20 protein-coding genes and 1 riboswitch are annotated in these 20858 nt (G+C 56.6%); of the genes, 14 read left to right on the forward strand and 6 right to left on the reverse strand.

Going from position 1 to position 20858, the window contains the following annotated elements; genetic code table 11:
- Positions 1–2 precede the first annotated feature (2 nt).
- From EQV24_RS21155 to hpxK, 5 genes are read left to right on the forward strand one after another with little or no spacing between them, the layout of a single operon-like run.
- On the forward strand, positions 3–668 hold the full coding sequence (locus EQV24_RS21155; RefSeq protein WP_040021584.1) for an amino acid ABC transporter permease: 666 nt from the start codon (positions 3–5) through the stop codon (positions 666–668).
- On the forward strand, positions 668–1324 hold the full coding sequence (locus tag EQV24_RS21160; protein WP_047351997.1) for an amino acid ABC transporter permease: 657 nt from the start codon (positions 668–670) through the stop codon (positions 1322–1324). Before EQV24_RS21155 ends, EQV24_RS21160 begins: the two co-directional genes overlap by 1 nt.
- Positions 1305–2042: an amino acid ABC transporter ATP-binding protein gene (locus EQV24_RS21165; protein ID WP_013097221.1), complete on the forward strand. Its 738-nt coding sequence runs from the start codon at positions 1305–1307 to the stop codon at positions 2040–2042. The genes EQV24_RS21160 and EQV24_RS21165 overlap by 20 nt, the downstream gene beginning before the upstream one ends.
- Before the next feature lie 13 nt (positions 2043–2055).
- Entirely contained in the window at positions 2056–3297 is a 1242-nt protein-coding gene (locus EQV24_RS21170; RefSeq protein ID WP_038419062.1) for an alanine--glyoxylate aminotransferase family protein, read from the forward strand.
- Positions 3294–4532, forward strand: a complete 1239-nt coding sequence (gene hpxK, locus EQV24_RS21175) for an allantoate amidohydrolase (protein ID WP_130627024.1) — start codon at positions 3294–3296, stop codon at positions 4530–4532. The genes EQV24_RS21170 and hpxK overlap by 4 nt, the downstream gene beginning before the upstream one ends.
- Here the strand turns inward: hpxK and EQV24_RS21180 are convergent.
- Entirely contained in the window at positions 4529–5644 is a 1116-nt protein-coding gene (locus EQV24_RS21180) for an ABC transporter ATP-binding protein (protein WP_094084078.1), read from the reverse strand. The genes hpxK and EQV24_RS21180 overlap by 4 nt on opposite strands.
- A 321-nt stretch (positions 5645–5965) precedes the next feature.
- On the opposite strand from EQV24_RS21180, the gene EQV24_RS21185 reads away from it, so the two are divergent.
- From EQV24_RS21185 to EQV24_RS21210, 6 genes are all read left to right on the forward strand, one after another.
- Entirely contained in the window at positions 5966–7180 is a 1215-nt protein-coding gene (locus EQV24_RS21185; RefSeq protein WP_128311073.1) for an extracellular solute-binding protein, read from the forward strand.
- Between the two features lie 57 nt (positions 7181–7237).
- On the forward strand, positions 7238–8542 hold the full coding sequence (locus tag EQV24_RS21190; protein ID WP_047351983.1) for a sugar ABC transporter permease: 1305 nt from the start codon (positions 7238–7240) through the stop codon (positions 8540–8542).
- An 11-nt stretch (positions 8543–8553) separates the two neighbouring features.
- Positions 8554–9405, forward strand: a complete 852-nt coding sequence (locus EQV24_RS21195; protein ID WP_013097215.1) for a sugar ABC transporter permease — start codon at positions 8554–8556, stop codon at positions 9403–9405.
- A gap of 2 nt (positions 9406–9407) precedes the next feature.
- Positions 9408–10610, forward strand: a complete 1203-nt coding sequence (locus EQV24_RS21200) for an arabinogalactan endo-beta-1,4-galactanase (protein WP_013097214.1) — start codon at positions 9408–9410, stop codon at positions 10608–10610.
- Between the two features lie 29 nt (positions 10611–10639).
- Positions 10640–12697, forward strand: coding sequence for a beta-galactosidase (locus EQV24_RS21205; protein WP_130627025.1), 2058 nt, complete (start codon positions 10640–10642; stop codon positions 12695–12697).
- Between the two features lie 565 nt (positions 12698–13262).
- On the forward strand, positions 13263–13505 hold the full coding sequence (locus EQV24_RS21210) for a glucose PTS transporter subunit EIIB (RefSeq protein ID WP_130627026.1): 243 nt from the start codon (positions 13263–13265) through the stop codon (positions 13503–13505).
- A gap of 102 nt (positions 13506–13607) precedes the next feature.
- On the opposite strand, the gene EQV24_RS21215 is transcribed toward EQV24_RS21210, so the two are convergent.
- On the reverse strand, positions 13608–14873 hold the full coding sequence (locus EQV24_RS21215; protein ID WP_013097211.1) for a maltoporin: 1266 nt from the start codon (positions 14871–14873) through the stop codon (positions 13608–13610).
- A gap of 269 nt (positions 14874–15142) precedes the next feature.
- On the opposite strand from EQV24_RS21215, the gene EQV24_RS21220 reads away from it, so the two are divergent.
- A complete protein-coding gene (locus EQV24_RS21220; protein WP_038419069.1) occupies positions 15143–16219 on the forward strand; it encodes a LacI family DNA-binding transcriptional regulator in 1077 nt (358 codons plus the stop codon).
- Positions 16220–16261: 42 nt separating this feature from the next.
- On the opposite strand, the gene EQV24_RS21225 is transcribed toward EQV24_RS21220, so the two are convergent.
- Positions 16262–17263, reverse strand: a complete 1002-nt coding sequence (locus EQV24_RS21225) for a magnesium transporter (RefSeq protein WP_045902795.1) — start codon at positions 17261–17263, stop codon at positions 16262–16264.
- A 59-nt stretch (positions 17264–17322) separates the two neighbouring features.
- Positions 17323–17492, reverse strand: a riboswitch (M-box (ykoK) riboswitch).
- 156 nt (positions 17493–17648) lie between these two features.
- Between EQV24_RS21225 and EQV24_RS21230 the strand changes: the two genes are divergently transcribed.
- Positions 17649–18152 (forward strand): DedA family protein, encoded by a 504-nt coding sequence (locus EQV24_RS21230; protein ID WP_045902796.1) that lies wholly within the window; start codon positions 17649–17651, stop codon positions 18150–18152.
- A gap of 1 nt (position 18153) precedes the next feature.
- Here the strand turns inward: EQV24_RS21230 and EQV24_RS21235 are convergent, their stop codons facing one another.
- The gene (locus tag EQV24_RS21235) at positions 18154–18903 is read right to left on the reverse strand and encodes an SDR family oxidoreductase (RefSeq protein ID WP_130627027.1); all 750 of its coding nucleotides are present in this window, start codon (positions 18901–18903) and stop codon (positions 18154–18156) included.
- 100 nt (positions 18904–19003) lie between these two features.
- On the opposite strand from EQV24_RS21235, the gene EQV24_RS21240 reads away from it, so the two are divergent.
- Positions 19004–19363: a helix-turn-helix domain-containing protein gene (locus tag EQV24_RS21240; protein ID WP_013097206.1), complete on the forward strand. Its 360-nt coding sequence runs from the start codon at positions 19004–19006 to the stop codon at positions 19361–19363.
- A gap of 1 nt (position 19364) precedes the next feature.
- Here EQV24_RS21240 and EQV24_RS21245 read toward each other — a convergent pair whose 3' ends face one another.
- Positions 19365–20159: an SDR family oxidoreductase gene (locus EQV24_RS21245; protein ID WP_013097205.1), complete on the reverse strand. Its 795-nt coding sequence runs from the start codon at positions 20157–20159 to the stop codon at positions 19365–19367.
- Between the two features lie 125 nt (positions 20160–20284).
- Complete coding sequence (locus EQV24_RS21250; protein ID WP_013097204.1) at positions 20285–20728, reverse strand: helix-turn-helix domain-containing protein; 444 nt, start codon at positions 20726–20728, stop codon at positions 20285–20287.
- Positions 20729–20858: the final 130 nt, after the last annotated feature.

Raw genomic sequence — 20858 nt, forward strand, 5'->3', positions numbered from 1 at the left:
CAATGACAGAGCAACTCCATTTCTCTGAGCTCTGGCCGCACTGGCCGGCGCTGCTGGCCGGGCTGTGGGTCACCATCCAGTTGACGGTGATGGCGACCCTGGGCGGTCTGACGATTGGTATTTTCGGGGCGGCTATTCGCAGCGGGCGGGCGACGTGGTTTAGCCGGATCTGGGGCGGTTACGTGGAGATTATCCGTAACACGCCGTTTGTAGTGCAGCTGTTTTTTATCGTCTTTGGCCTGCCCAATATGGGGCTGAAGATGACGGCGGGTGAGGCGGCACTGCTGGCGATGGTGATCAATCTGGGCGCGTACAGCACGGAGATTGTCCGGGCGGGCATTCAGGTGACACCCAAAGGGCAGTGGGAGGCCGGACGCGTGCTGGGGCTGACCCGCACCCAGACCTTCATTCGCGTGGTGTTACCGCCTGCGCTACAGCGTATTTATCCGGCGCTGGTGAGCCAGTGCATTATCGTGATGCTCGGCTCGTCGGTGGTGTCGCAGGTCTCGTATGAAGAGCTGACCTTTGCCGCCAACCTGATCCAGTCCAGAACGTTTCTGAGCTTTGAGGTTTATCTGGTGACAACCGGGATTTACTTAGCGCTGTCGATTACCCTGCGTCAGCTGATGATGGCGGCAGGACGCAAATGGCTGGGGGTACAGGCATGATGACCACCTTTACCGACTGGGACATTATTCGCAACCTGCTGCTGGCCGGGCGCTGGACGATACTGCTGTCGCTGGTGGCGTTTGTTGGCGGCGCGGTGGTGACCCTGCCGCTGCTGCTGCTGCGTCTCACTGGCGGGCGAATGATCATGCGCCTGATCCGCGGCTATATCGAACTGTTTCAGGGTACACCGCTGCTGATGCAGCTATTTCTGGCGTTCTTCGGCGTGGCGCTGTTCGGCCTCGATGTCTCGCCATGGACCGCCGCATCGCTGGCCCTCACGTTCTACACCAGCGCGTTTTTGCTTGATATCTGGTTTGGCAGCATTCGCGCGCTGCCCAAAGGGCAGTGGGAAGCGTCGCGCTGTCTGGGGCTGACCTTTGGCCAGACGCTTTATCGGGTGGTCGCGCCGCAGGCGTTGCGGATTGCGATTGCGCCGACGGTCGGTTTTGCCGTCCAGGTGATTAAGGGCACGGCGCTGGCGTCAATCATCGGCTTTATCGAGCTGACCAAAGCCGGGACGATGCTCACCAATGTCACTTATCAACCGTTTAAGGTCTTTGCGCTGGTGGCGCTGGGCTACTTCATTCTGTGTTATCCGCTGTCGCGTTACAGCCGTTATCTGGAGACTAAATTCAATGCCTCTCATCACCATTAATCAGGTGCAGAAGTACTACGGCGATAACCATGTCCTGAAGGGGGTCGATCTCGATATCGACATGGGTCAGGTGATTTCGATTATCGGGCGCAGCGGATCCGGCAAAAGCACCCTGCTGCGCTGCATCAACGGTCTGGAAGGGTATCAGGACGGCAGCATCAAGCTTGGCGGCATGACCATTACCGACCGGGATTCCCAGGCGCGTGAAATCAGCCGCTCGGTCGGGATGGTGTTCCAGAACTTTAACCTGTTCCCGCACATGACGGCGCTGGAAAACGTGATGCTCGCCCCGCGTCGGGTGCTGAAGAAAAGCGCCGCCGAATGCCGGGCGCTGGCGCAGCAGATGCTGGAGAAAGTGGGCCTCGGCGATCGTCTGGATTACTACCCGTCGAGTCTCTCCGGCGGCCAGCAGCAGCGCGTGGCAATTGCCCGTGCGCTGGCGATGTCGCCAAAAGTCTTACTTTGTGACGAGATCACCTCCGCGCTCGACCCGGAACTGGTGGGCGAAGTGCTTAAGGTGCTGGAGCAGCTGGCAGCAGAAGGGATGACCCTTATTCTCGTGACCCATGAAATGAATTTTGCCCGCGAAGTGGGCGACCGCGTGGTGTTTATGCACCAGGGGAAAGTCTGGGAGCAGGGCGACAGCAAAACGCTTTTCGCTAACCCGCAGACCACCGAACTGAAGCAGTTCATCTCCTCCGTGCGCGGCCTCAACTGATAAGGACTTAACAATGGATATCGCTCAATTTCCGCAACTTAATCCGCCGCAGCGTCTGTTGATGGGGCCGGGGCCGATCAACGCCGATCCGCGCGTGCTGCGCGCCATGTCGAGCCAGCTGATTGGTCAGTACGACCCGGCGATGACCCACTACATGAACGAGGTGATGGCGCTCTATCGCGGGGTGTTCCGCACCGAAAACCGCTGGACGATGCTGGTGGACGGCACCTCCCGCGCGGGCATTGAGGCGATTCTGGTGTCGGCCATTCGCCCGGGCGATAAAGTGCTGGTGCCAGTGTTTGGCCGCTTCGGCCATCTGCTGTGCGAAATCGCCCGCCGCTGCCGGGCAGAAGTGCATACTATCGAGGTGCCGTGGGGCGAGGTATTTACCCCGGATCAGGTGGAGGATGCCATCAAACGTATTCGTCCCCGTCTGCTGCTGACCGTGCAGGGGGACACCTCCACCACCATGCTGCAGCCGCTGGCCGAGCTCGGCGCGATTTGCCGCCGTTATGACGTGCTGTTTTACACCGACGCCACCGCGTCGCTCGGGGGGAACGCGCTGGAAACCGATGCCTGGGGGCTGGATGCCGTCTCCGCTGGCATGCAGAAATGCCTTGGCGGTCCGTCCGGCACGTCACCGATCACCCTGAGCCCACGCATGGAAGAGGCGATCCGCCGCCGCAAATGCGTCGAGGAGGGGATCCGCACCGACGCCCATCGCGACGGCGACGAGGAGATGATCTACTCCAACTATTTTGATCTCGGCATGGTGATGGATTACTGGGGGCCGGAGCGGCTGAACCATCACACTGAAGCCACCACCGCGCTGTTTGGCGCCCGCGAATGCGCGCGGCTGATCCTGCAGGAGGGGCTGGACAACGGCATCGCCCGGCACAAGCTGCACGGCGATGCGCTGCTGAAAGGCATTCAGGCGATGGGGCTGGAGACCTTTGGCGATCTGAAGCACAAGATGAACAACGTGCTGGGCGTGGTGATCCCGCAGGGCGTTAACGGCGATCAGGTGCGTAAGCTGATGCTGGAAGATTTCGGTATCGAAATTGGCACCTCGTTTGGCCCGCTGCACGGCAAGGTATGGCGCATTGGCACCATGGGTTATAACGCCCGTAAAGACTGCGTAATGACCACCCTGAGCGCGCTGGAGTCGGTGCTGAACTACCTGAAATTCACCACCCCCCAGGGGGCGGCGATGCAGGCCGCGTGGGATCATTATCGCCGCGAGACGTCACAATGAGCCCGGCGGCAGAGCGGGTGATGGCCCGTGCCGATGCGCTGGCCGCCATCAGCGAAACCCCGGACGGCCTGACGCGGGTTTATCTTTCCACGCAGCATCTGCAGGCCAACCAGCTGGTCGGGCAGTGGATGAGCCAGGCGGGCATGACCGTCTGGCAGGACAGTGTCGGGAATATTTGCGGGCGCTATGAGGCGCAGCAGGAGGGCGCACCGGCGATATTGCTTGGTTCGCATCTGGATACCGTGCGCAATGCCGGGCGCTACGACGGCATGCTTGGCGTGCTCACCGCCATTGAAGTGGTGGACAGTCTGCATCAGCAGGGCGTGCGCCTGGCGCAGGCTATCGAGATTGTTGGCTTCTGCGACGAAGAGGGAACCCGCTTCGGCATCACGCTGTTAGGCAGTCGCGGTCTGACGGGCACCTGGCCGGAGAATTGGCTTGATACCTGTGATGCCAGTGGCATAAGCGTGGCGCAGGCGATGGTGCAGGCGGGGCTGGATCCCGCACGGGTAGCGCTTGCCGCGCGGCATCAGGACGATTTCAGCGCCTGTCTGGAGCTGCATATTGAACAGGGGCCGTGTCTGGAGCAGGAGGGGCTGGCGCTGGGGGTAGTAGAAGCCATTAACGGTGCGCGGCGTCTGAACTGTCTCTTTACCGGCGAAGCCGGGCATGCCGGTACCGTGCCGATGGCTCACCGTAAAGATGCCCTGGCCGCAGCTGCCGAATGGATGGTGCAGGTTGAAAACACCACCCGACAGCGCGGCGGCAATCTGGTTGCCACGGTGGGGGCGTTACGCTGCCTGCCCGGCGCGGTCAATGTGATTCCCGGCGAGGTGGCGCTATCGCTGGATATTCGCGGCCCGCAGGATGCCCCGCTGGACGCACTGCTCACTGAGCTGCTCATTCAGGCGGAAGAGATCGCAGCCCGGCGTGGGCTCCGTTTCAGCGCCGAGGAGTTTTACCGGATAGCCGCCACGCCCTGCGATGCCAGACTGCAATCGCTGTTAGGGGAGGCCGTGACATCGGTTCAGGGCCGCACGCTATCGCTGCCGAGCGGTGCCGGGCACGACACCATTGCGCTGGCAGAACGCTGGCCGGTGGGGATGTTATTTGTGCGCTGCAAGGGGGGCATCAGCCACCATCCGGCGGAGTCGGTGATGGCTGAGGATGTTGCGCTGGCGATTGAGGCGTTTGGGCGGGCGGTGAGGACGCTGGCTGACGGTGGCGCGCGTTAAGCCACCGAACGCACCGCATCTTCGATATCAGCGCTCACCCGTACATCCTGGTCGTCAAAAACCATGCAGTGATGGTCGTCAAACGCCACGTCTATCTTCTGCCAGGGCGCGAACTTCACGTCGCCCGGCAGCAAGATCTTCACGTTGTCATGGCCATAGCATTGCCCAAACAGGTAAGTATTGTTTCCCAGTCGCTCCACCACTTCACAGTTAAATTCCAGCCGCGTGCCGCGGTGAAGGTCGGTGGTTAAATGTTCCGGGCGGATGCCCAGCGTGACCTGACTTCCCGGCTGCAGCGGTGTGGTGGTTATCGCGAGCGCGAGCGACTTCTGTTGCGATAGCCTGACGGTAAGCTTACCTGGCTGCCAGGCTTCAACGGTCGCCGGCAGAAAGTTCATCTTCGGAGAACCGATAAACCCGGCGACAAACTTATTTGCCGGTTTGTAATAGAGATCCATCGGGGCGCCCATCTGCTCAACCTTGCCATAGTTCATGACCACGATCTTGTCGGCCAGGGTCATCGCTTCGATCTGGTCGTGCGTGACATACACCATCGTGGTTTTCAGCTCCTGATGCAGGCGGGCAAGGTGCAGACGCATCTCGACGCGCAGTTCGGCGTCCAGGTTAGAGAGCGGTTCATCAAACATAAAGACGCGCGGGTTACGCACGATGGCGCGGCCTATTGCCACGCGCTGGCGCTGCCCGCCCGAAAGCTGTTTAGGTTTGCGGTCCAGCAGATGGGAGAGCTGCAGCGTTTTTGCCACCATCTCCACCTGGTGACGGATCTGTTCTTTTGGGACCTTATTCACTTTCAGCCCGTAGCCCATGTTTTCGGCGACCGTCATGTGCGGATAGAGCGCGTAGGACTGAAACACCATGGCCACGCCGCGGTGGGAAGGCGCGACGTCATTCATGACCTCATTACCGATTAAGACTTCACCTTCGCTAATCTCCTCCAGACCGGCAATCATGCGCAGCATGGTCGATTTACCGCAGCCGGAAGGGCCAACAAAGACGGCGAATTCCCCGTCTTCAATTTCAAGATTCACGTTGTGCAAGGTGACGGTGTCGCCAAAGCGCTTGGTGACATTCCTTAACTGTATGTTTGACATCAGTGTTCCCCGAGTAAACCGCTGTTTATGTTTTACGTATAACAATCAGGTTCAACATAGCTGGACGGTGCAATTTGTCTGTATTGACTATAACTTCCAGTATTCATGCGCCATATACAGATTTTCCATTAATGTTATGACGATCACACAACTTACAGTTTTTTGTAGAGTTATCATGATGTGAAGGGTAGCGTATACCAAACCAAAGATATTTGATGTCATACGTGCAGCATCTGATTTTACTGAATTTTAGATGAGGCAGATAAGGCGTTAAATGTCATAACAACCATAAAATTGTTATACCTTCACATGAGGTTTGTAATGAAAAAGAACCTACTTGCCGCTCTGATCCTCTCTACGCTCTCGGTGCAGGTACATGCCACCACGCAGCTTAACGTCTGGGAAGACATCAAGAAGTCATCCGGTATAAAAGAGGCGGTGGCTGACTTTGAAAAACAGTACGACGTTAAGGTCAACGTTCAGGAAACCCCTTACGCCCAGCAGCTGGAAAAACTGCGTCTGGACGGCCCGGCGGGCATTGGCCCGGACGTGCTGGTGATCCCTAACGATCAGCTGGGCGGTGCCGTAGTGCAAGGGTTGCTGACCCCCCTGAATCTGGAGGCTAAGCAGACCGAACAGTACACCCCGGCCTCAATCAATGCCTTCAAAATGGATAATGCCCTCTACGGCGTACCGAAAGCGGTCGAGACGCTGGTGCTGATTTACAACAAAGACCTCATCGACAAGCCCCTCAATTCGCTGCAGGACTGGTATGACTTTTCGAAACAGCAGCGCGCGAAAAACCAGTACGGCCTGCTCGCCAAGTTCGACCAGATTTACTACAGCTGGGGGGCAATTTCCCCGATGGGCGGCTACATCTTTGGTCATAACGACAAGGGCGGCTATAACGCCAGCGACGTTGGCCTGAACAAGCCGGGCGCGGTAGAGGCCGTGACGTACCTTAAAAAATTCTACGCCGACGGGATCTTCCCGGCCGGGATAGTCGGTGACAACGGTCTGAACGCCATTGACTCCCTGTTCACCGAGAAGAAAGCAGCTGCCGTGATCAATGGGCCGTGGGCATTCCAGCCGTATGAAGCGGCAGGGATCAACTACGGCGTTGCGCCGCTGCCAACGCTGCCCGACGGCAAGCCTATGAGTTCTTTCCTTGGCGTGAAAGGCTACGTTGTCTCCACATGGAGCAAAGACAAAGCCCTGGCGCAGAAATTTATCGAATTCATCAACCAGCCGCAGTATGTGAAAACGCGCTACATCGCCACGCGTGAAATCCCGCCGCTTACCGCGATGATCGACGATCCGGTTATCAAAAACGACGAAAAAGCGAGTGCCGTCGCGGTACAGTCGGCGCGCGCAACTGCCATGCCGGGCATCCCTGAAATGGGTGAAGTCTGGGGGCCAGCCAACGCCGCGCTGGAGTTGAGCCTGACCGGCAAACAGGATCCTAAAGCCGCGCTGGATAGCGCAGAAAAACAGGTCCAGATGCAAATCGAAGCCATGCAGGCCAGCAACCAGTAATTTTCTGCCGTCACAAAACGGGAGGACTCTCTCCCGTTTTTTTGAAAGGAGTTGTCTGTGAGTATCATCCCGGAAAATTTTGCCAGACCGCACGGGGCCGGGCGCCATGCCTGGACCGGCCTGCTGCTGGCGTTCATCCCCGGCTTCGGCCAGTTCTACCATCGTCAGTGGCTGAAAGGGATCATCTTCCTGGTACTGCTGGTCAGTTTTATCGGCGTATTTGCCGATTTTCTGCGCGAAGGGCTGTGGGGGCTGGTGACGCTGGGCGAGGAGGTGCCGCGGGACAACTCCATCTTCCTGCTGGCTGAGGGGATCATCAGCGTGCTGATCGCCGCGTTTGGCGTGATGGTCTGGTACCTGTCGATGCGTGATGCGTGGGTGAATGGCAGAAAACGCGATACGGGACTTGCGCTTAACAGCGTGCGCAAGCAGTACCAGATGCTGCTGAGCGACGGCTTCCCGTATCTGATGATCACGCCCGGCTTTATCCTGCTGGTGTTTGTAGTGGTTTTCCCAATCCTGTTCGGCTTTGCTATCGCCTTTACCAACTACAACCTCTATCACACGCCGCCGGCTAAGCTGGTGGACTGGGTTGGGTTTAAGAACTTCATCAATATCTTCACGCTCTCCATCTGGCGTTCGACCTTCTTCGACGTGCTGCAGTGGACGGTGGTCTGGACCCTGCTCGCTACCACGCTGCAATGTTCGGTAGGCGTGCTGCTGGCCATTCTGGTGAACCAGAAAGATCTGCGCTTTAAACCGCTGATCCGCACCATCTTCATTCTGCCCTGGGCGGTGCCGGGCTTTGTCACTATCCTGGTGTTTGCCGGAATGTTTAACGACTCCTTTGGGGTGATCAACAACGCCATTCTGGCCTTCTTCGGCATCGCGCCAAAAGCGTGGATGACCGATCCGTTCTGGACCAAAACGGCGCTGATTATGATGCAGACCTGGCTCGGCTTCCCGTTTGTTTTCGCCATGACCACCGGCGTGCTGCAGGCCATTCCGGACGATCTGTACGAAGCGGCGACCATGGACGGTGCCAGCAGCGCGACTAAGTTGCGTACCATCACGCTGCCGCTGGTGCTTTACTCGATTGCGCCGATTCTGATCACTCAATACACCTTCAACTTCAATAATTTCAACATCATCTATCTGTTTAATAACGGCGGACCGGCGGTGGTAGGGTCGAATGCGGGTGGGACGGATATCCTGGTGTCGTGGATATACAAACTGACGATGTCCTCTTCGCAATATGCGATTGCGGCGACCATCACTATCCTGCTGTCGATCTTTGTCGTCGGGCTGGCGCTGTGGCAGTTCCGCGCCACGAAATCGTTCAAAAATGACGACATGGCGTAAGGAACGGAACAATGGCTCAATCACAAAGTATTAAACGTGAGAAGTGGGTTCGCCTCTCGCTCTCCTGGCTGGTTATCGTGCTGGTCTCGATAATCATCATTTACCCGCTGGTGTGGACGGTCGGTGCGTCGTTTAACGCGGGTAATAGCCTGCTGAGCTCGTCGATTATTCCAGAGAACTTCTCGGTACAGCACTATGCCGACCTGTTCAACGGCCAGGTGAACTACATGACCTGGTACTGGAACTCAATGAAAATCAGCTTCCTGACCATGGTACTGACCTTAATCAGCGTCAGCTTTACCGCCTACGCGTTTTCGCGCTTTCGCTTTAAGGGGCGCCAGAACGGTCTGATGCTGTTCCTGCTGCTGCAGATGATCCCCCAGTTCTCGGCGCTGATTGCCATCTTCGTGCTGTCGCAGTTGCTGGGCCTTATCAATAGCCATCTGGCGCTGGTGCTGATCTACGTGGGCGGCATGATCCCGATGAACACTTACCTGATGAAAGGCTACCTCGATGCCATCCCGAAAGATCTGGATGAATCCGCGCGCATGGACGGGGCCAGTAATTTCCGGATTTTCATCGAAATTATCATGCCGCTTTCGAAGCCGATTGTGGCGGTGGTGGCGCTGTTCTCCTTCACCGGGCCGCTGGGGGATTTCATCCTCTCTAGCACCATTTTGCGCACCCCGGACAAATACACCTTACCCATCGGGCTTTATAACCTGGTGGCGCAAAAAATGGGTGCCAGCTACACCACCTACGCGGCAGGCGCGGTCCTGATTGCGGTGCCGGTGGCGATCCTCTACCTGGCGTTACAAAAATACTTCGTCTCCGGCCTGACCTCCGGGAGTACCAAAGGATAACCATGAAAAGACTCAAACCCGCTTTGCTCGCCGTTTGCCTCTCATGTGGCCTTGCCGCGAGTGCTTTTGCTGCCGACGCGGTGAAAACGCGTCCGTTTAACGCCATGCCTGCCGATTTTATTAAGGGGGCGGATATTTCGACCCTACTGGAAGCCGAACAACACGGCGCGAAATTCTATAACCAGAACGGCCAGCAGCAGGATGCGATTGCGATCCTGAAGGCCAACGGCGTGAACTATGTACGCCTGCGCCTGTGGGTTGATCCACAGGATGCGAGCGGCAAGACCTATGGCGGTGGCAGTAACAACCTGGAAAACACGATTGCGCTGGCGAAGCGCGTGAAGGCGCAGGGCCTGAAGCTGCTGCTCGATTTCCACTACAGCGATTTCTGGACCGATCCGGGCAAACAGTTCAAGCCGAAAGCCTGGGAGAAGATGGACTACCCGCAGCTTAAAACGGCGATCCATGACTACACCCGCGACACCATCGCCCGCTTTAAGCAAGAGGGCGTACTGCCGGACATGGTGCAAATCGGTAACGAAATCAACGGCGGCATGCTGTGGCCGGAAGGCAAAAGCTGGGGGCAGGGCGGCGGCGAGTTTGACCGTCTGGCCGGACTGCTCAACGCCGCGATTGGCGGGCTAAAAGAGAATCTGACCGGCGGCGAGCAGGTGAAAATCATGCTGCACCTGGCCGAAGGGACTAAAAATGACACCTTCCGCTGGTGGTTTGACGAAATCGCGAAGCGCGGCGTGCCATTCGATATCATCGGCCTGTCAATGTACACCTACTGGAACGGCCCGATTAGCGCGCTGAAGGCCAATATGGATGACATCAGCAGGCGCTATAACAAAGACGTGATTGTGGTGGAAGCGGCATACGGCTATACGCTGGACAACTGCGATAACGCTGAGAACAGCTTCCAGGCGAAAGAAGAAAAAGACGGCGGCTATCCGGGTACCGTTCAGGGCCAGTACGATTATATTCACGATTTAATGCAGTCCGTTATTGATGTTCCGGACCACCGTGGCAAAGGCATTTTTTATTGGGAGCCGACCTGGATTGCCGTACCGGGCACCACGTGGGCGACCAAAGCCGGCATGAAATATATTCATGACGAATGGAAAGAGGGGAATGCCCGCGAGAATCAGGCGTTATTTGATTGCCAGGGAAAAGTGCTGCCATCAATAACGGTATTTAAATAATTTTTATCTTCATTCAGGACGTTTTTAATATGAATAAATTTGCGCCTTTAAGCCCAAAGGTCGCGGCGTTATTGCATGGCGCCGACTATAACCCGGAGCAATGGGAGAATTATCCCGGTATTATTGAAAAAGATATTGCCATGATGCAGCAGGCAAAATGTAATGTGATGTCGGTAGGCATATTTAGCTGGGCAAAGCTGGAGCCGCGTGAAGGGGAATATGATTTTGCGTGGCTGGATAATATTATTGAAAAACTGTATGCGGCAGGTATTCATATTTTCCTTGCTACGCCAAGCGGCGCGCGTCCGGCGTGGATGTCGCAAAAATACCCTGAGGTGCTGCGCGTCGGGCGCAACCGGGTGCCCGCGCTGCACGGAGGCCGACATAACCACTGCATGTCATCGCCAGTGTACCGTGAGAAGACATTCACCATTAACCGCCTGCTGGCGGAGCGTTATTCACACCATCCGGCGGTGCTGGGCTGGCATATCTCTAATGAATACGGCGGCGAATGTCATTGTCACCTGTGTCAGGCACGTTTTCGCGACTGGCTGAAGGCGCGCTATAAAACCCTGGACGCGCTGAACCACGCGTGGTGGAGCACCTTCTGGAGCCACACCTACACCGACTGGTCGCAGATAGAGTCCCCTGCGCCGCAGGGAGAAGTGTCGATTCACGGCCTCAACCTCGACTGGCGTCGCTTCAATACCGCACAGGTGACCGATTTCTGCCGCCATGAAGTGGCCCCGCTAAAAGTAGCGAATGCGGAACTGCCGGTAACCACCAATTTTATGGAGTATTTCTACGACTACGACTACTGGCAGCTTGCGAAGGCGATCGACTTTATCTCCTGGGACAGCTATCCGATGTGGCACAAGGAGAAAGACGAAACGGCGCTCGCCTGCTACACCGCCATGTATCACGACATGATGCGTAGCCTGAAGGGCGGTAAGCCCTTCGTGCTGATGGAGTCGACGCCGAGCACCACCAACTGGCAGCCAACCAGCAAGCTGAAAAAGCCGGGGATGCATATTCTCTCGTCAATGCAGGCGGTGGCGCACGGAGCGGATTCGGTGCAGTACTTCCAGTGGCGTAAAAGCCGCGGGTCGGTGGAGAAATTCCACGGCGCGGTTATCGACCACGTGGGTCATCTGGATACCCGCGTCGGGCGTGAAGTGACGCGCCTGGGCGAGATGCTGGCACGCCTGCCGGAGGTCGCAGGTTGCCGTACCGAGGCCCGGGTGGCGATTGTCTTCGACCAGCAAAACCGCTGGGCGCTGGATGATGCCGAAGGTCCGCGCAATATGGGAATGGAGTACGAAAAAACCGTCAACGAGCACTATCGTCCGTTCTGGGAAAAAGGCATCGCGGTGGATGTCATTGACGCTGACGGCGATCTGAGCGACTACGCGCTGGTGGTTGCCCCCATGCTTTATATGGTACGCGAAGGGTTTGCCGAGCGGGCAGAAACCTTTGTGGCTAATGGCGGGCATCTGGTGACGACCTACTGGACCGGCGTGGTGGATGAGACCGATCTCTGTCATCTGGGCGGTTTCCCTGGCCCGCTGCGCAAGCTTCTGGGCATCTGGGCGGAAGAAATCGAGTGCCTGGGCGAGGGGGAGCGCAACCTGATTCAGGGGCTGGCAGGCAACGCGGCAGGTTTGCAGGGGCCGTATCAGGTGCGGCATTTATGCGAGCTGATCCACGCTGAGTCCGCACAGGTGCTGGCGACCTACCGCGATGATTTCTACGCAGGTCGCCCTGCGGTAACGGTCAACCGCGTCGGTAAAGGCAAGGCGTGGCATGTCGCTTCACGTAACGATCTGCCGTTCCAGCGCGATTTCTTCGCCGGGATTATCAACGAGCTGGCACTACCGCGCGCCATCGAGTGTGAGCTCCCGCCGGGCGTGGTTGCCACGGCACGCACGGATGGCGAAACCACCTGGGTGTTTGTGCAGAACTACACGGCACAGCAGCAGTACATCACGCTGCCACAGGGGTATACCGACTGCATGACAGACGCCGCTGCTGCGGGCGATACCGCTCTGCTGCCCTGGGACTGTCGTGTGCTCAGGCGTAAAGCGTAGTTGATTTTCTCCCTCTCCCGCAGGGCTGAGGGATCCCCAGTAATTTTTTTACCGGAAGCGACGAATGTTGTTTCAGGAAAATGAATGATTTACAGCGACGTCCTGGTCCGGCTGTAAATCGCTGAGGCGTTTCCTGCAGGCCGGGGCGAGGCGCATGGATGCGCCGAGAGGGCGGCTTTACAGGGACGTTACATCCGCCCGTCCCCGATAAGCCGGAAGGAATAAGCAGAGGGCACCGCGAAGCGGCGATTTACCGCCGGGAGCCCGGGTCGCCAGGGTGGTGGCGATTGAGCCACCCTGGCACGTTCACGGGTCATGTTGTTACAGAGCAGCAAGGAACGTAAAGTGAACGGAATTACCTCTACAGCCATATGTTCCCCCTCACCCCAGCCCTCTCCCTCAAGGGAGAGGGAGTCCTCCGTGCAGGCATTATTTTGTGGGGAACCATCAGCCCTGTGGGAGAGGACTGGGGTGAGGGCATCAGACCGCACCGTCCGGGCAAAAAGGCACAGAACGCCTGCTCCACGAGCAGGCATTTTTTTATCTGCATATAATGAGGCGTATTATGGACAGTCAAATTACCCAGCGTTTAATTCCCGCATTTGGCGGCGACGATAATATCGAACACGTCGAAGCCTGTATTACCCGCCTGCGCGTGACGGTAAAAGATTTAAATAAAGTTGACTCTGAGGCGTTACAGGATGAAGGGGCGCTGGGGGTAATTATTATTGGCCAGCAGGTGCATGCCATATTTGGCAGGCAGTCTGATGCCTTACGTCAGTTATTAGATGAACATTTTGATCAATAAATAAAAAAAGGGATAGCCAAAATAATGGCTATCCCGAAACAGGCGAATAAACTGCCAGTTGTTGGAGATACAATAACGATTAACGCATTTTAGAAATAAATATTACCACCAGGCTTCAACCTGCACGCCGAAGTTCCAGGTATTACTGGCGGTGCCGTCTTCGAAGGATTTCCCATGTTCGGAATCATTCAGGTAGGAGGCAAACACCCGTAGCTCGGGACGTGACATAAAATCAGGTCCGTCCGCCAGACCTAAGGCGATCGTGTACTTCTCACCGCTCTGCTTGTAGTTTGAACCGTCGGTATAGGTATCTTTCTGGTAGAACCCGCCCACTTCACCAATCAGACGCACATATTCGGTGAACTGATACTGCGCGCGGCCCACCAGCGAAATCAGGCGCGATTTATCGGTATACTGCGTGGTGTCATCCGCCGAACCCCAGGTCAGGACGTGGTTAAAGGAGAGCTTGTCGGTAATGGGAATTAAGCCGGTATTAATCACGCGGTAGCCGCTGGCATCGTTCACATAGTTCCACATGTCGTACCAGCCGCCCCCCTGGGAAACCATGTTCTGCGCCAGACCTTTGTTGGCATACTGCAGCACCAGCTTGTTATAGCCGCCCAGCATGTCCTGGCTGATCTCTCCGGTTACCATCACGCCGTTGTCGGCCTCGTACAGCCCGCCATACTCTTTCTGTTTGTTGGTCGGGTTTGGCATGGCATAGTCAATACCCACTTCCGTCCACGCGCCTGCCCACGGTTTCCAGCCCGCATAGCGGAGATCGATATAATTGATGTTCACGTCGTTATCACCGTCAACGCGGTAGTCCACGTCGTTGGCATCGCCGCGGATCCAGGCCACGGAGACCGCGCCAGGGCCGAGCGTATAGTTTTCAATACCTGCACCGGATCCCGAGATGTTCCAGTATTTGGTGTCAATGATGTGCAGATCATGACGCTGGTAATAGCGCTTCCCACCCCAGATAACCGCATTCGGATCGCCCGGGATCAACCCCTTGATCTGCAGGTTAAGCTGACGCAGGCCAAACTGAGCGTCGTCGCCAAAGGTGGTTTCGTTATCGTTAGAGCCGTCAGACACCATGCTCACCATGCTGTCGAGATAAAAGCTCACGTCGTTCTTTTTGTAGACCTCAGAGCCCAGTTCCAGCTCGCCGTAGGTATCGGCTTCGTTACCCAGACGGCCTATTTTATTCTTCTGCCACTCCTCCATCCCACCATCCCGTGAGACGCCCACGCCGGAGCGAAGATAGCCATGAAAATCAATCGGTACTGAAGACGCAGCAAACAGCGATGGAGACGCTAACGCGGCAGCCAGCGCAACGGATACAGAGCGGATCGTCGTGTTCATTGTTACCCTCTTATTTTTTTGTAATACGTTCACAAATCCGCTGTCATAAAATGCCTAAACCTTCTGGCTGGCAATTGAACGATCCTAAATGTGTGATTAACTGCAAATAAAATAGACAATTTTGTTACGAGTGATGAGCTGTGCCACAAATTATGGCATTGTGAACGTAATACTTTTTGATGGTGTTATGTCTGCAAAGTGAGGGCGGTGAGCGTTTTTTTACAGCGCCCCTGTTACAATCATCGCATAACAACATAAGGAACCGGACCATGAAGTCGAAAAGCGCAACGTTAGAGGACGTCGCACGCCACGCAGGCGTCTCCTATCAGACCGTGTCCAGGGTACTGAATAAATCTGCCAATGTATCCGAGGCCACGCGCCACAAGGTTGAGAAATCCATAGAGTTATTGCGGTATGTGCCGAATCGCCTGGCCCAGCAACTGGTAGGCAAGCAGAGCCAGACCGTCGGGCTGGTGACCATTTCACTGGCTTTGCACGCGCCTTCTCAGGTGGCGGCAGCGGTAAAACGCTATGCGAACGTGGAGGGATACCAGGTACTGATCTCGATGATAGATGAGAACGTCAACCAAAGTATTCAGGACTCTATCAACGAACTGAAGTCCCAGCTGGTGAGCAAGGTGATCATTAACGTGCCTCTGGAGGCCGAAGAGGCGCAGAAAATCGCCACCGACAACGACGATATCGTCTGTCTTTTCCTGGATGTCGACCCGTACAGTTCTGTGTTTAACGTTTCGTTTAACCCGGCGGATGGGACCCGCGCCAGCGTTAAATACCTTTACGAGCTGGGCCATCGCGACATCGCCCTGCTGGCGGGGCCGGAGTCCTCTGTGTCGGCACAGTTGAGGCTAAAAAGCTGGATCGAAACCCTGAAGGGTTACGGGCTGGAGCCCGCTTCGGTGATCCGCGGCAACTGGGATGCGCAGAGCGGGTATGCCGGTGCGCTGCAGATGTTGCGCGAAACGCCGCAGTTTTCCGCCGTACTGGTGGCCAACGACCAGATGGCGCTGGGCGTACTGAGCGCCTTCCACCAGCAGCAGATTTCCATTCCTGGCGAGAAGTCGGTGATTGGCTACGATGATACCTACGAAAGCTCGTTCTTCTACCCGGCGCTGACGACGGTCTCACTGGATTTAGATCTGCAGGGCAAAGAGGCGGTGCGCCGCATTCTGGACAGCGGCGAAGAGAGTGCCCTGCGCATGTCTTCGATTTTACCTGCCCGTCTGGTGGTGCGACAGTCCACCGGGCCGAAAGGGGAGAAGGGAAAAAACCTCCAGGCGCTGGCCCAGCAGCTGCGCGAGATTGCGCATCAACTGGGTGATGTGTAGCGGAGTGAGCACCTCAATCACAGGAAAGAGGTGCTCGTAAGATTACTCCAGCCCCAGCGTATACTGGGCGATTTTGAAGTAGATAATCAGCCCGGTACCGTCGATAAGCGTCGCGATAAACGGCGCGGAGACGACGGCCGGGTCAATGCCGCAGCGCTTGAGTACCATGGGAATAACGGACGAGACTATGGCGCTCCACAGCGTAATGCACACCAGCGTCAGGCTGACGATAAGGGTAATTTCCAGCCCAATCCCCATCATCCATGCGCGGATGCACCCGGCAATACCGAGCGTGACGGCAATCATCAGTGAGGTGGTCATCTCTTTGCAAAGTACGCGACCAACATCGCGCAGATGCACTTCACCCAGCGCCATGGCGCGCACCAGCGTGGAGGTGATCTGCGTTCCGCTGTTCCCGCCGGTGCCAATCAGCAGCGGGATAAAAAACGCCAGCGCAATGGCGGACTCCAGCGCCTCTTCAAAGTGCTGGATCACCGAGCTGGTGTAGGCTTCCGCGACAAACAGCAGCAGCAGCCAGACGGAGCGTTTTTTCCACAGGCTAACGGCGCTGGTCTCCAGATAGGGCTTTTCCAGCGGCAGCGTGGCCCCCTGGCGCTGGGCATCTTCGGTGACATCGTCTTCCAGCAGGTGAGCCATTTCTCGCTCGGTGAGGCAGCCAACCAGCTTGCCGTGGGTGACAACAGGCACTACATCCGCACCGCTGTGAGCCAGCAGTCCGGCGACATCGGCCCGCTCATCTTCCGGTTTGACCTGCAGAAATTGCGACAGCATCAGCGATTTTACCGGCTGTACGGTATCGGTGGTTTGCAGCAATTTGCGTACCGCAATCATGCCTGCCAGGCGACCCTGATCTTCAATGAAAATATGCGACGGAATATCATCGTCTTTTAATTTTTCGAAAAACTGCTCGCGCGCCAGCGCCACGCATAATGAAATATCGAGGACGATAAAATCGGTATTCATATATTGCGCGATAGCGCTGTCATTGAATACCGGGTTCTGGTTGTGAATAGCGTAAGACATAGTGAATTCCCTTTGAATAAAAAATCTCTCAGGGGCGAGCAAGACAGGGCATGTCGAAGAGGAGATCCCCACGTCCTGGGTTCAGCACTGTACACCGTATCCCGTAAGGGAAGTTATACTGACAAAGCCTTGATTCGACAGTGCCTGTTTTACCCTGTGCGGGTTCTCTCGAACCTGCCAGAGCGATAACGTGTATTTGTACAGGAGCCTCGCCATAACGAGATCGTTGTAAACCAGCGGGATAATACGCTTATTTTATTTTCCCGCTCTGGAATTTAAAAAATGTTTAGGGAATGTTTATGTATTCATTATTCATGACGCGTTGAGCCTTTATTTAAACTTGCTCGACTTTAATGGGAGGATAAATATTCACGAGGAGAACAAGGTGGCGTGGTTTGACAATCTGCTCAATCATTTTGCGCATTATCCGACGCATCTCTTTGCGCTGCTCTTCGTGCTGGCTTTGAGTAAATCCACGGTGCTGATCTCCTCCGTGCTGCCGCCCGCCTCGGTGATGTTGCTGACCGGGATCACCGTCAGCCAGGCGAGCCTGCATCCGGCGTTGACGTGGCTGGCGGTGGTGATGGGGGCCACGCTCGGTTCGCTGCTGAACTATCATATCGGTCAGTTGATGGGGCATACGCGGCTGGTGACGCGCATTACCTCAAGACATGCCGATACATTTTTGCGGGTGCGGCATCAGCTACAGAAAAACGGCGTGCTGGTGCTCTTCACCGCCCGTTTTCTGGCGGTACTGCGCTATATCGTGCCGCTGGCGGCGGGCATGCTCAGGCTCAACCGGGTGAAGGTTTACGCGGTCAGCCTGTTTTCTGCCGCCGTCTGGGCGGCGCTGTATGTCGGCATTGTCACCGGCATCAGCGCCTTTTAAGTTACAAACTTCCCATTCCGCCGTCCACCAGCAGTTCCGTTCCTACCGTGTAGCTGGATTCGTCGGAGGCCAGATAGAGCGCGGCTTTTGCCAGCTCCGTCGTCGAGCCCATTCTGCCCAGCGGCACAAGCTTGATGATCTCCGCCATCATCGCGTTAAGCGTTTCTTCGCTTAAGCCCGTTTTCGTAAAGGCCGGGGTTTCTACCGGGCCGGGACTCAGACCGTTAACGCGAATGCCGCGCGGTAACAGCTCTGCCGACAGTGTGCGTGCCAGCGACAGCAGGGCAGCCTTGCTCGCGGCATACACGCTGCTGGTGGGCAGGCCGATGCGCGCGCTTACGGAGCCGCACAGGATCACCGAGGACGGATTATTCAGCAGCGGCAGCAGCGCCTGAATTAAAAAGAACGGTCCCTTCAGGTTGATGTCCATCAGACGATCCCAGGCCTCTTCCTGCCACGCTTCCAGCGGTGCGTGCGTCACGTCGCCGGCGTTGAGAAACACCGCGTCCAGGCGTGGCCAGCGGGCGGCAAGCGTCTCCGCCAGCGCTTTTTGCGAAGCAATATCTCCCGCATCGGTCGGGATCACCCAGGCCTTATCGCCCAGAATGCGCTCTGCTTCGGCGAGCGTTTCCGGGTTACGACCGGTGACGGCGACATGCGCCCCTTCGGCGAGAAACACCTGCGCAGTGGCAAGGCCAATGCCGCTGGTTCCGCCGGTAATCAGCGTATATTTACCTGCTAAACGACCCATGTTCTTCTCCTGAAATGTCTCTGGAGAAAGCACTATAGAAACGTTAGTATCGAAAGGAAACCAGGTACCAATTGGATACTAATGCGGCAAGAGGTGTGCTATGGCGGAATTGCTCGATATACGTTGTGAAAAAAATTCTGAGGTTTATGTCTGCCCGATGACGCAGTTTGTGAACCTGATTTCCGGGAAGTGGGCGATCCCTGTTCTTTATCGCCTGATTATCCTCAATGCGCCAGTACGCTTTGGCGATCTGCTGCGCGCTACCGCCCCCATCACGCAAAAAGAACTCACGAAGCAGCTCAGGCTGTTCGAACAGCGCGGGCTGGTGTCGCGCACGGTTTACCCGGAGATCCCACCGCGCGTGGAGTACCAGATAACGGGGCTGGGGTTGACCCTGCAAGGGGCGCTCTCGCCGCTGGCCGCCTGGATGAGTGAGTACGGCGACCAGCTTGAGCGTTAGCCTACTGTTTTACATAGCGCGGCGCCGGGATGCCGGTGCGGGCGCTGTTAAACAGTTCCAGACGTGCCGTTTCGTAGCGATCCCACAGGCTGGCATCATGCATTGGCGGAATGGTAATCAGCTCGCCCTGATCCAGACCCGCCAGCGAAGCATCCACCATATCGTCAGTGGTCATCACCGAGCCTTCGGGCAGATCGTTCACCGTCACGCCGGAATGCTGCCAGATTTCTGTTGCCGTTGCGGCGGGTAACACGGCCTGAATACGCAGATTGCTGTCGGCAAACTCCTCCTGTAACCCACGGGTAAAGCTGAGCACCCAGGCTTTGGTGGCGCTGTACAGCGCGCTGCCTGCACGCACGTGCAGGGACAACACCGAGGCGATATTGATAAGCGTACCGTGGTTATTCTGCGCCAGGCGCGGCAGGATCGCATAGGTCAGGCGCATCAGCGCCGTGGTATTGAGGGTGTTAATGGCCTGATGTTGGGCCACATCGCCCGCGAGGAACGGCGCCATCTGCGCGGTGCCGGCGTTGTTAACCAGCGCATCAATGGCGGTATTGCTACGCAGTTCGTCTTCTACCGCGCGGATCCCGGTTTCATCGGTGAGATCGGCCACCAGAATATCGACGGTCACGCCATAGCGCGCGCGCAGGTCGGCGGCGAGGGTTTGCAGCCGATCCTCGCGGCGGGCGACCAGGACCAGGTTAGCGCCGCGCGCGGCAAGGCGATCGGCATAGACGGCACCAATCCCGGAAGAGGCACCCGTAATCAGGGCGGTAGTGATTTGCGTAGTCATCGTGTGTTACCTCAAAGCAAAGTGAGTTATTTGGTTTCAATATGAAACTGAATTCACTGTCTGCTATTTGGTTTTATAATGCAACTATATTGGTGGTCATTTTGTGCTTTTGCCGCCGGGAACGATCAGGAGGGGAGTTTAGCCACGATCTCTTCAGGCGTAAGTTCGCGGCCATCATCGGCGATAAGCAGCAGTTTACGCAGCGGTTTGCGCTGTTCGCTATCAACGAGAACGGTGCCGCATTCGTTTTCCGCGAACAAAAATTCATTGCCCCACTGGGACAGGGCAACCAGCACCGTCTGGAGTGCGCGTCCCTTGTCGGTCAGAACGTATTCCTGCCAGGCGCTGCCGTCGGAGGCGGGCTGGAGCCGGAGGATGCCTTCATCGACCAGCAGTTTTAGCCGCGCGGTCAGCATGTTTTTCGCGATACCGAGGCTTTTCTGGAACTCGCCGAAGCGTTTAATCCCGCGCAATGCGTCGCGAACAATCAGCAGCGACCACCAGTCGCCGATGATATCCAGCGAACGGGCGACAGGGCAGGTACTCTCTTCAAGACGGGTGCGTTTCACAGGCAAATCTCCGGGCGTATGTAGTTTTATTATAAAACTAATCTGCTCACCGGGTAAGCGTGTTATTCATCAGTTTGAGAAATGCTTCCCGGAAAATTGTCACGGATCTGTCACACTGAACGCGACATTT

The sequence above is a fragment of the Enterobacter sp. A8 genome (genome assembly GCF_004296595.1).
Lineage (GTDB): Bacteria > Pseudomonadota > Gammaproteobacteria > Enterobacterales > Enterobacteriaceae > Enterobacter > Enterobacter cloacae.

Coding starts and splice junctions, on each gene's coding strand:
- EQV24_RS21155 (WP_040021584.1), top strand. CDS start 3: ATGACAGAGCAACTCCATTTCTCTGAGCTCTGGCCGCACTGGCCGGCG.
- EQV24_RS21160 (WP_047351997.1), top strand. CDS start 668: ATGACCACCTTTACCGACTGGGACATTATTCGCAACCTGCTGCTGGCC.
- EQV24_RS21165 (WP_013097221.1), top strand. CDS start 1,305: ATGCCTCTCATCACCATTAATCAGGTGCAGAAGTACTACGGCGATAAC.
- EQV24_RS21170 (WP_038419062.1), top strand. CDS start 2,056: ATGGATATCGCTCAATTTCCGCAACTTAATCCGCCGCAGCGTCTGTTG.
- hpxK (WP_130627024.1), top strand. CDS start 3,294: ATGAGCCCGGCGGCAGAGCGGGTGATGGCCCGTGCCGATGCGCTGGCC.
- EQV24_RS21180 (WP_094084078.1), bottom strand. CDS start 5,644: ATGTCAAACATACAGTTAAGGAATGTCACCAAGCGCTTTGGCGACACC.
- EQV24_RS21185 (WP_128311073.1), top strand. CDS start 5,966: ATGAAAAAGAACCTACTTGCCGCTCTGATCCTCTCTACGCTCTCGGTG.
- EQV24_RS21195 (WP_013097215.1), top strand. CDS start 8,554: ATGGCTCAATCACAAAGTATTAAACGTGAGAAGTGGGTTCGCCTCTCG.
- EQV24_RS21200 (WP_013097214.1), top strand. CDS start 9,408: ATGAAAAGACTCAAACCCGCTTTGCTCGCCGTTTGCCTCTCATGTGGC.
- EQV24_RS21205 (WP_130627025.1), top strand. CDS start 10,640: ATGAATAAATTTGCGCCTTTAAGCCCAAAGGTCGCGGCGTTATTGCAT.
- EQV24_RS21210 (WP_130627026.1), top strand. CDS start 13,263: ATGGACAGTCAAATTACCCAGCGTTTAATTCCCGCATTTGGCGGCGAC.
- EQV24_RS21215 (WP_013097211.1), bottom strand. CDS start 14,873: ATGAACACGACGATCCGCTCTGTATCCGTTGCGCTGGCTGCCGCGTTA.
- EQV24_RS21220 (WP_038419069.1), top strand. CDS start 15,143: ATGAAGTCGAAAAGCGCAACGTTAGAGGACGTCGCACGCCACGCAGGC.
- EQV24_RS21225 (WP_045902795.1), bottom strand. CDS start 17,263: ATGTCTTACGCTATTCACAACCAGAACCCGGTATTCAATGACAGCGCT.
- EQV24_RS21235 (WP_130627027.1), bottom strand. CDS start 18,903: ATGGGTCGTTTAGCAGGTAAATATACGCTGATTACCGGCGGAACCAGC.
- EQV24_RS21240 (WP_013097206.1), top strand. CDS start 19,004: ATGGCGGAATTGCTCGATATACGTTGTGAAAAAAATTCTGAGGTTTAT.
- EQV24_RS21245 (WP_013097205.1), bottom strand. CDS start 20,159: ATGACTACGCAAATCACTACCGCCCTGATTACGGGTGCCTCTTCCGGG.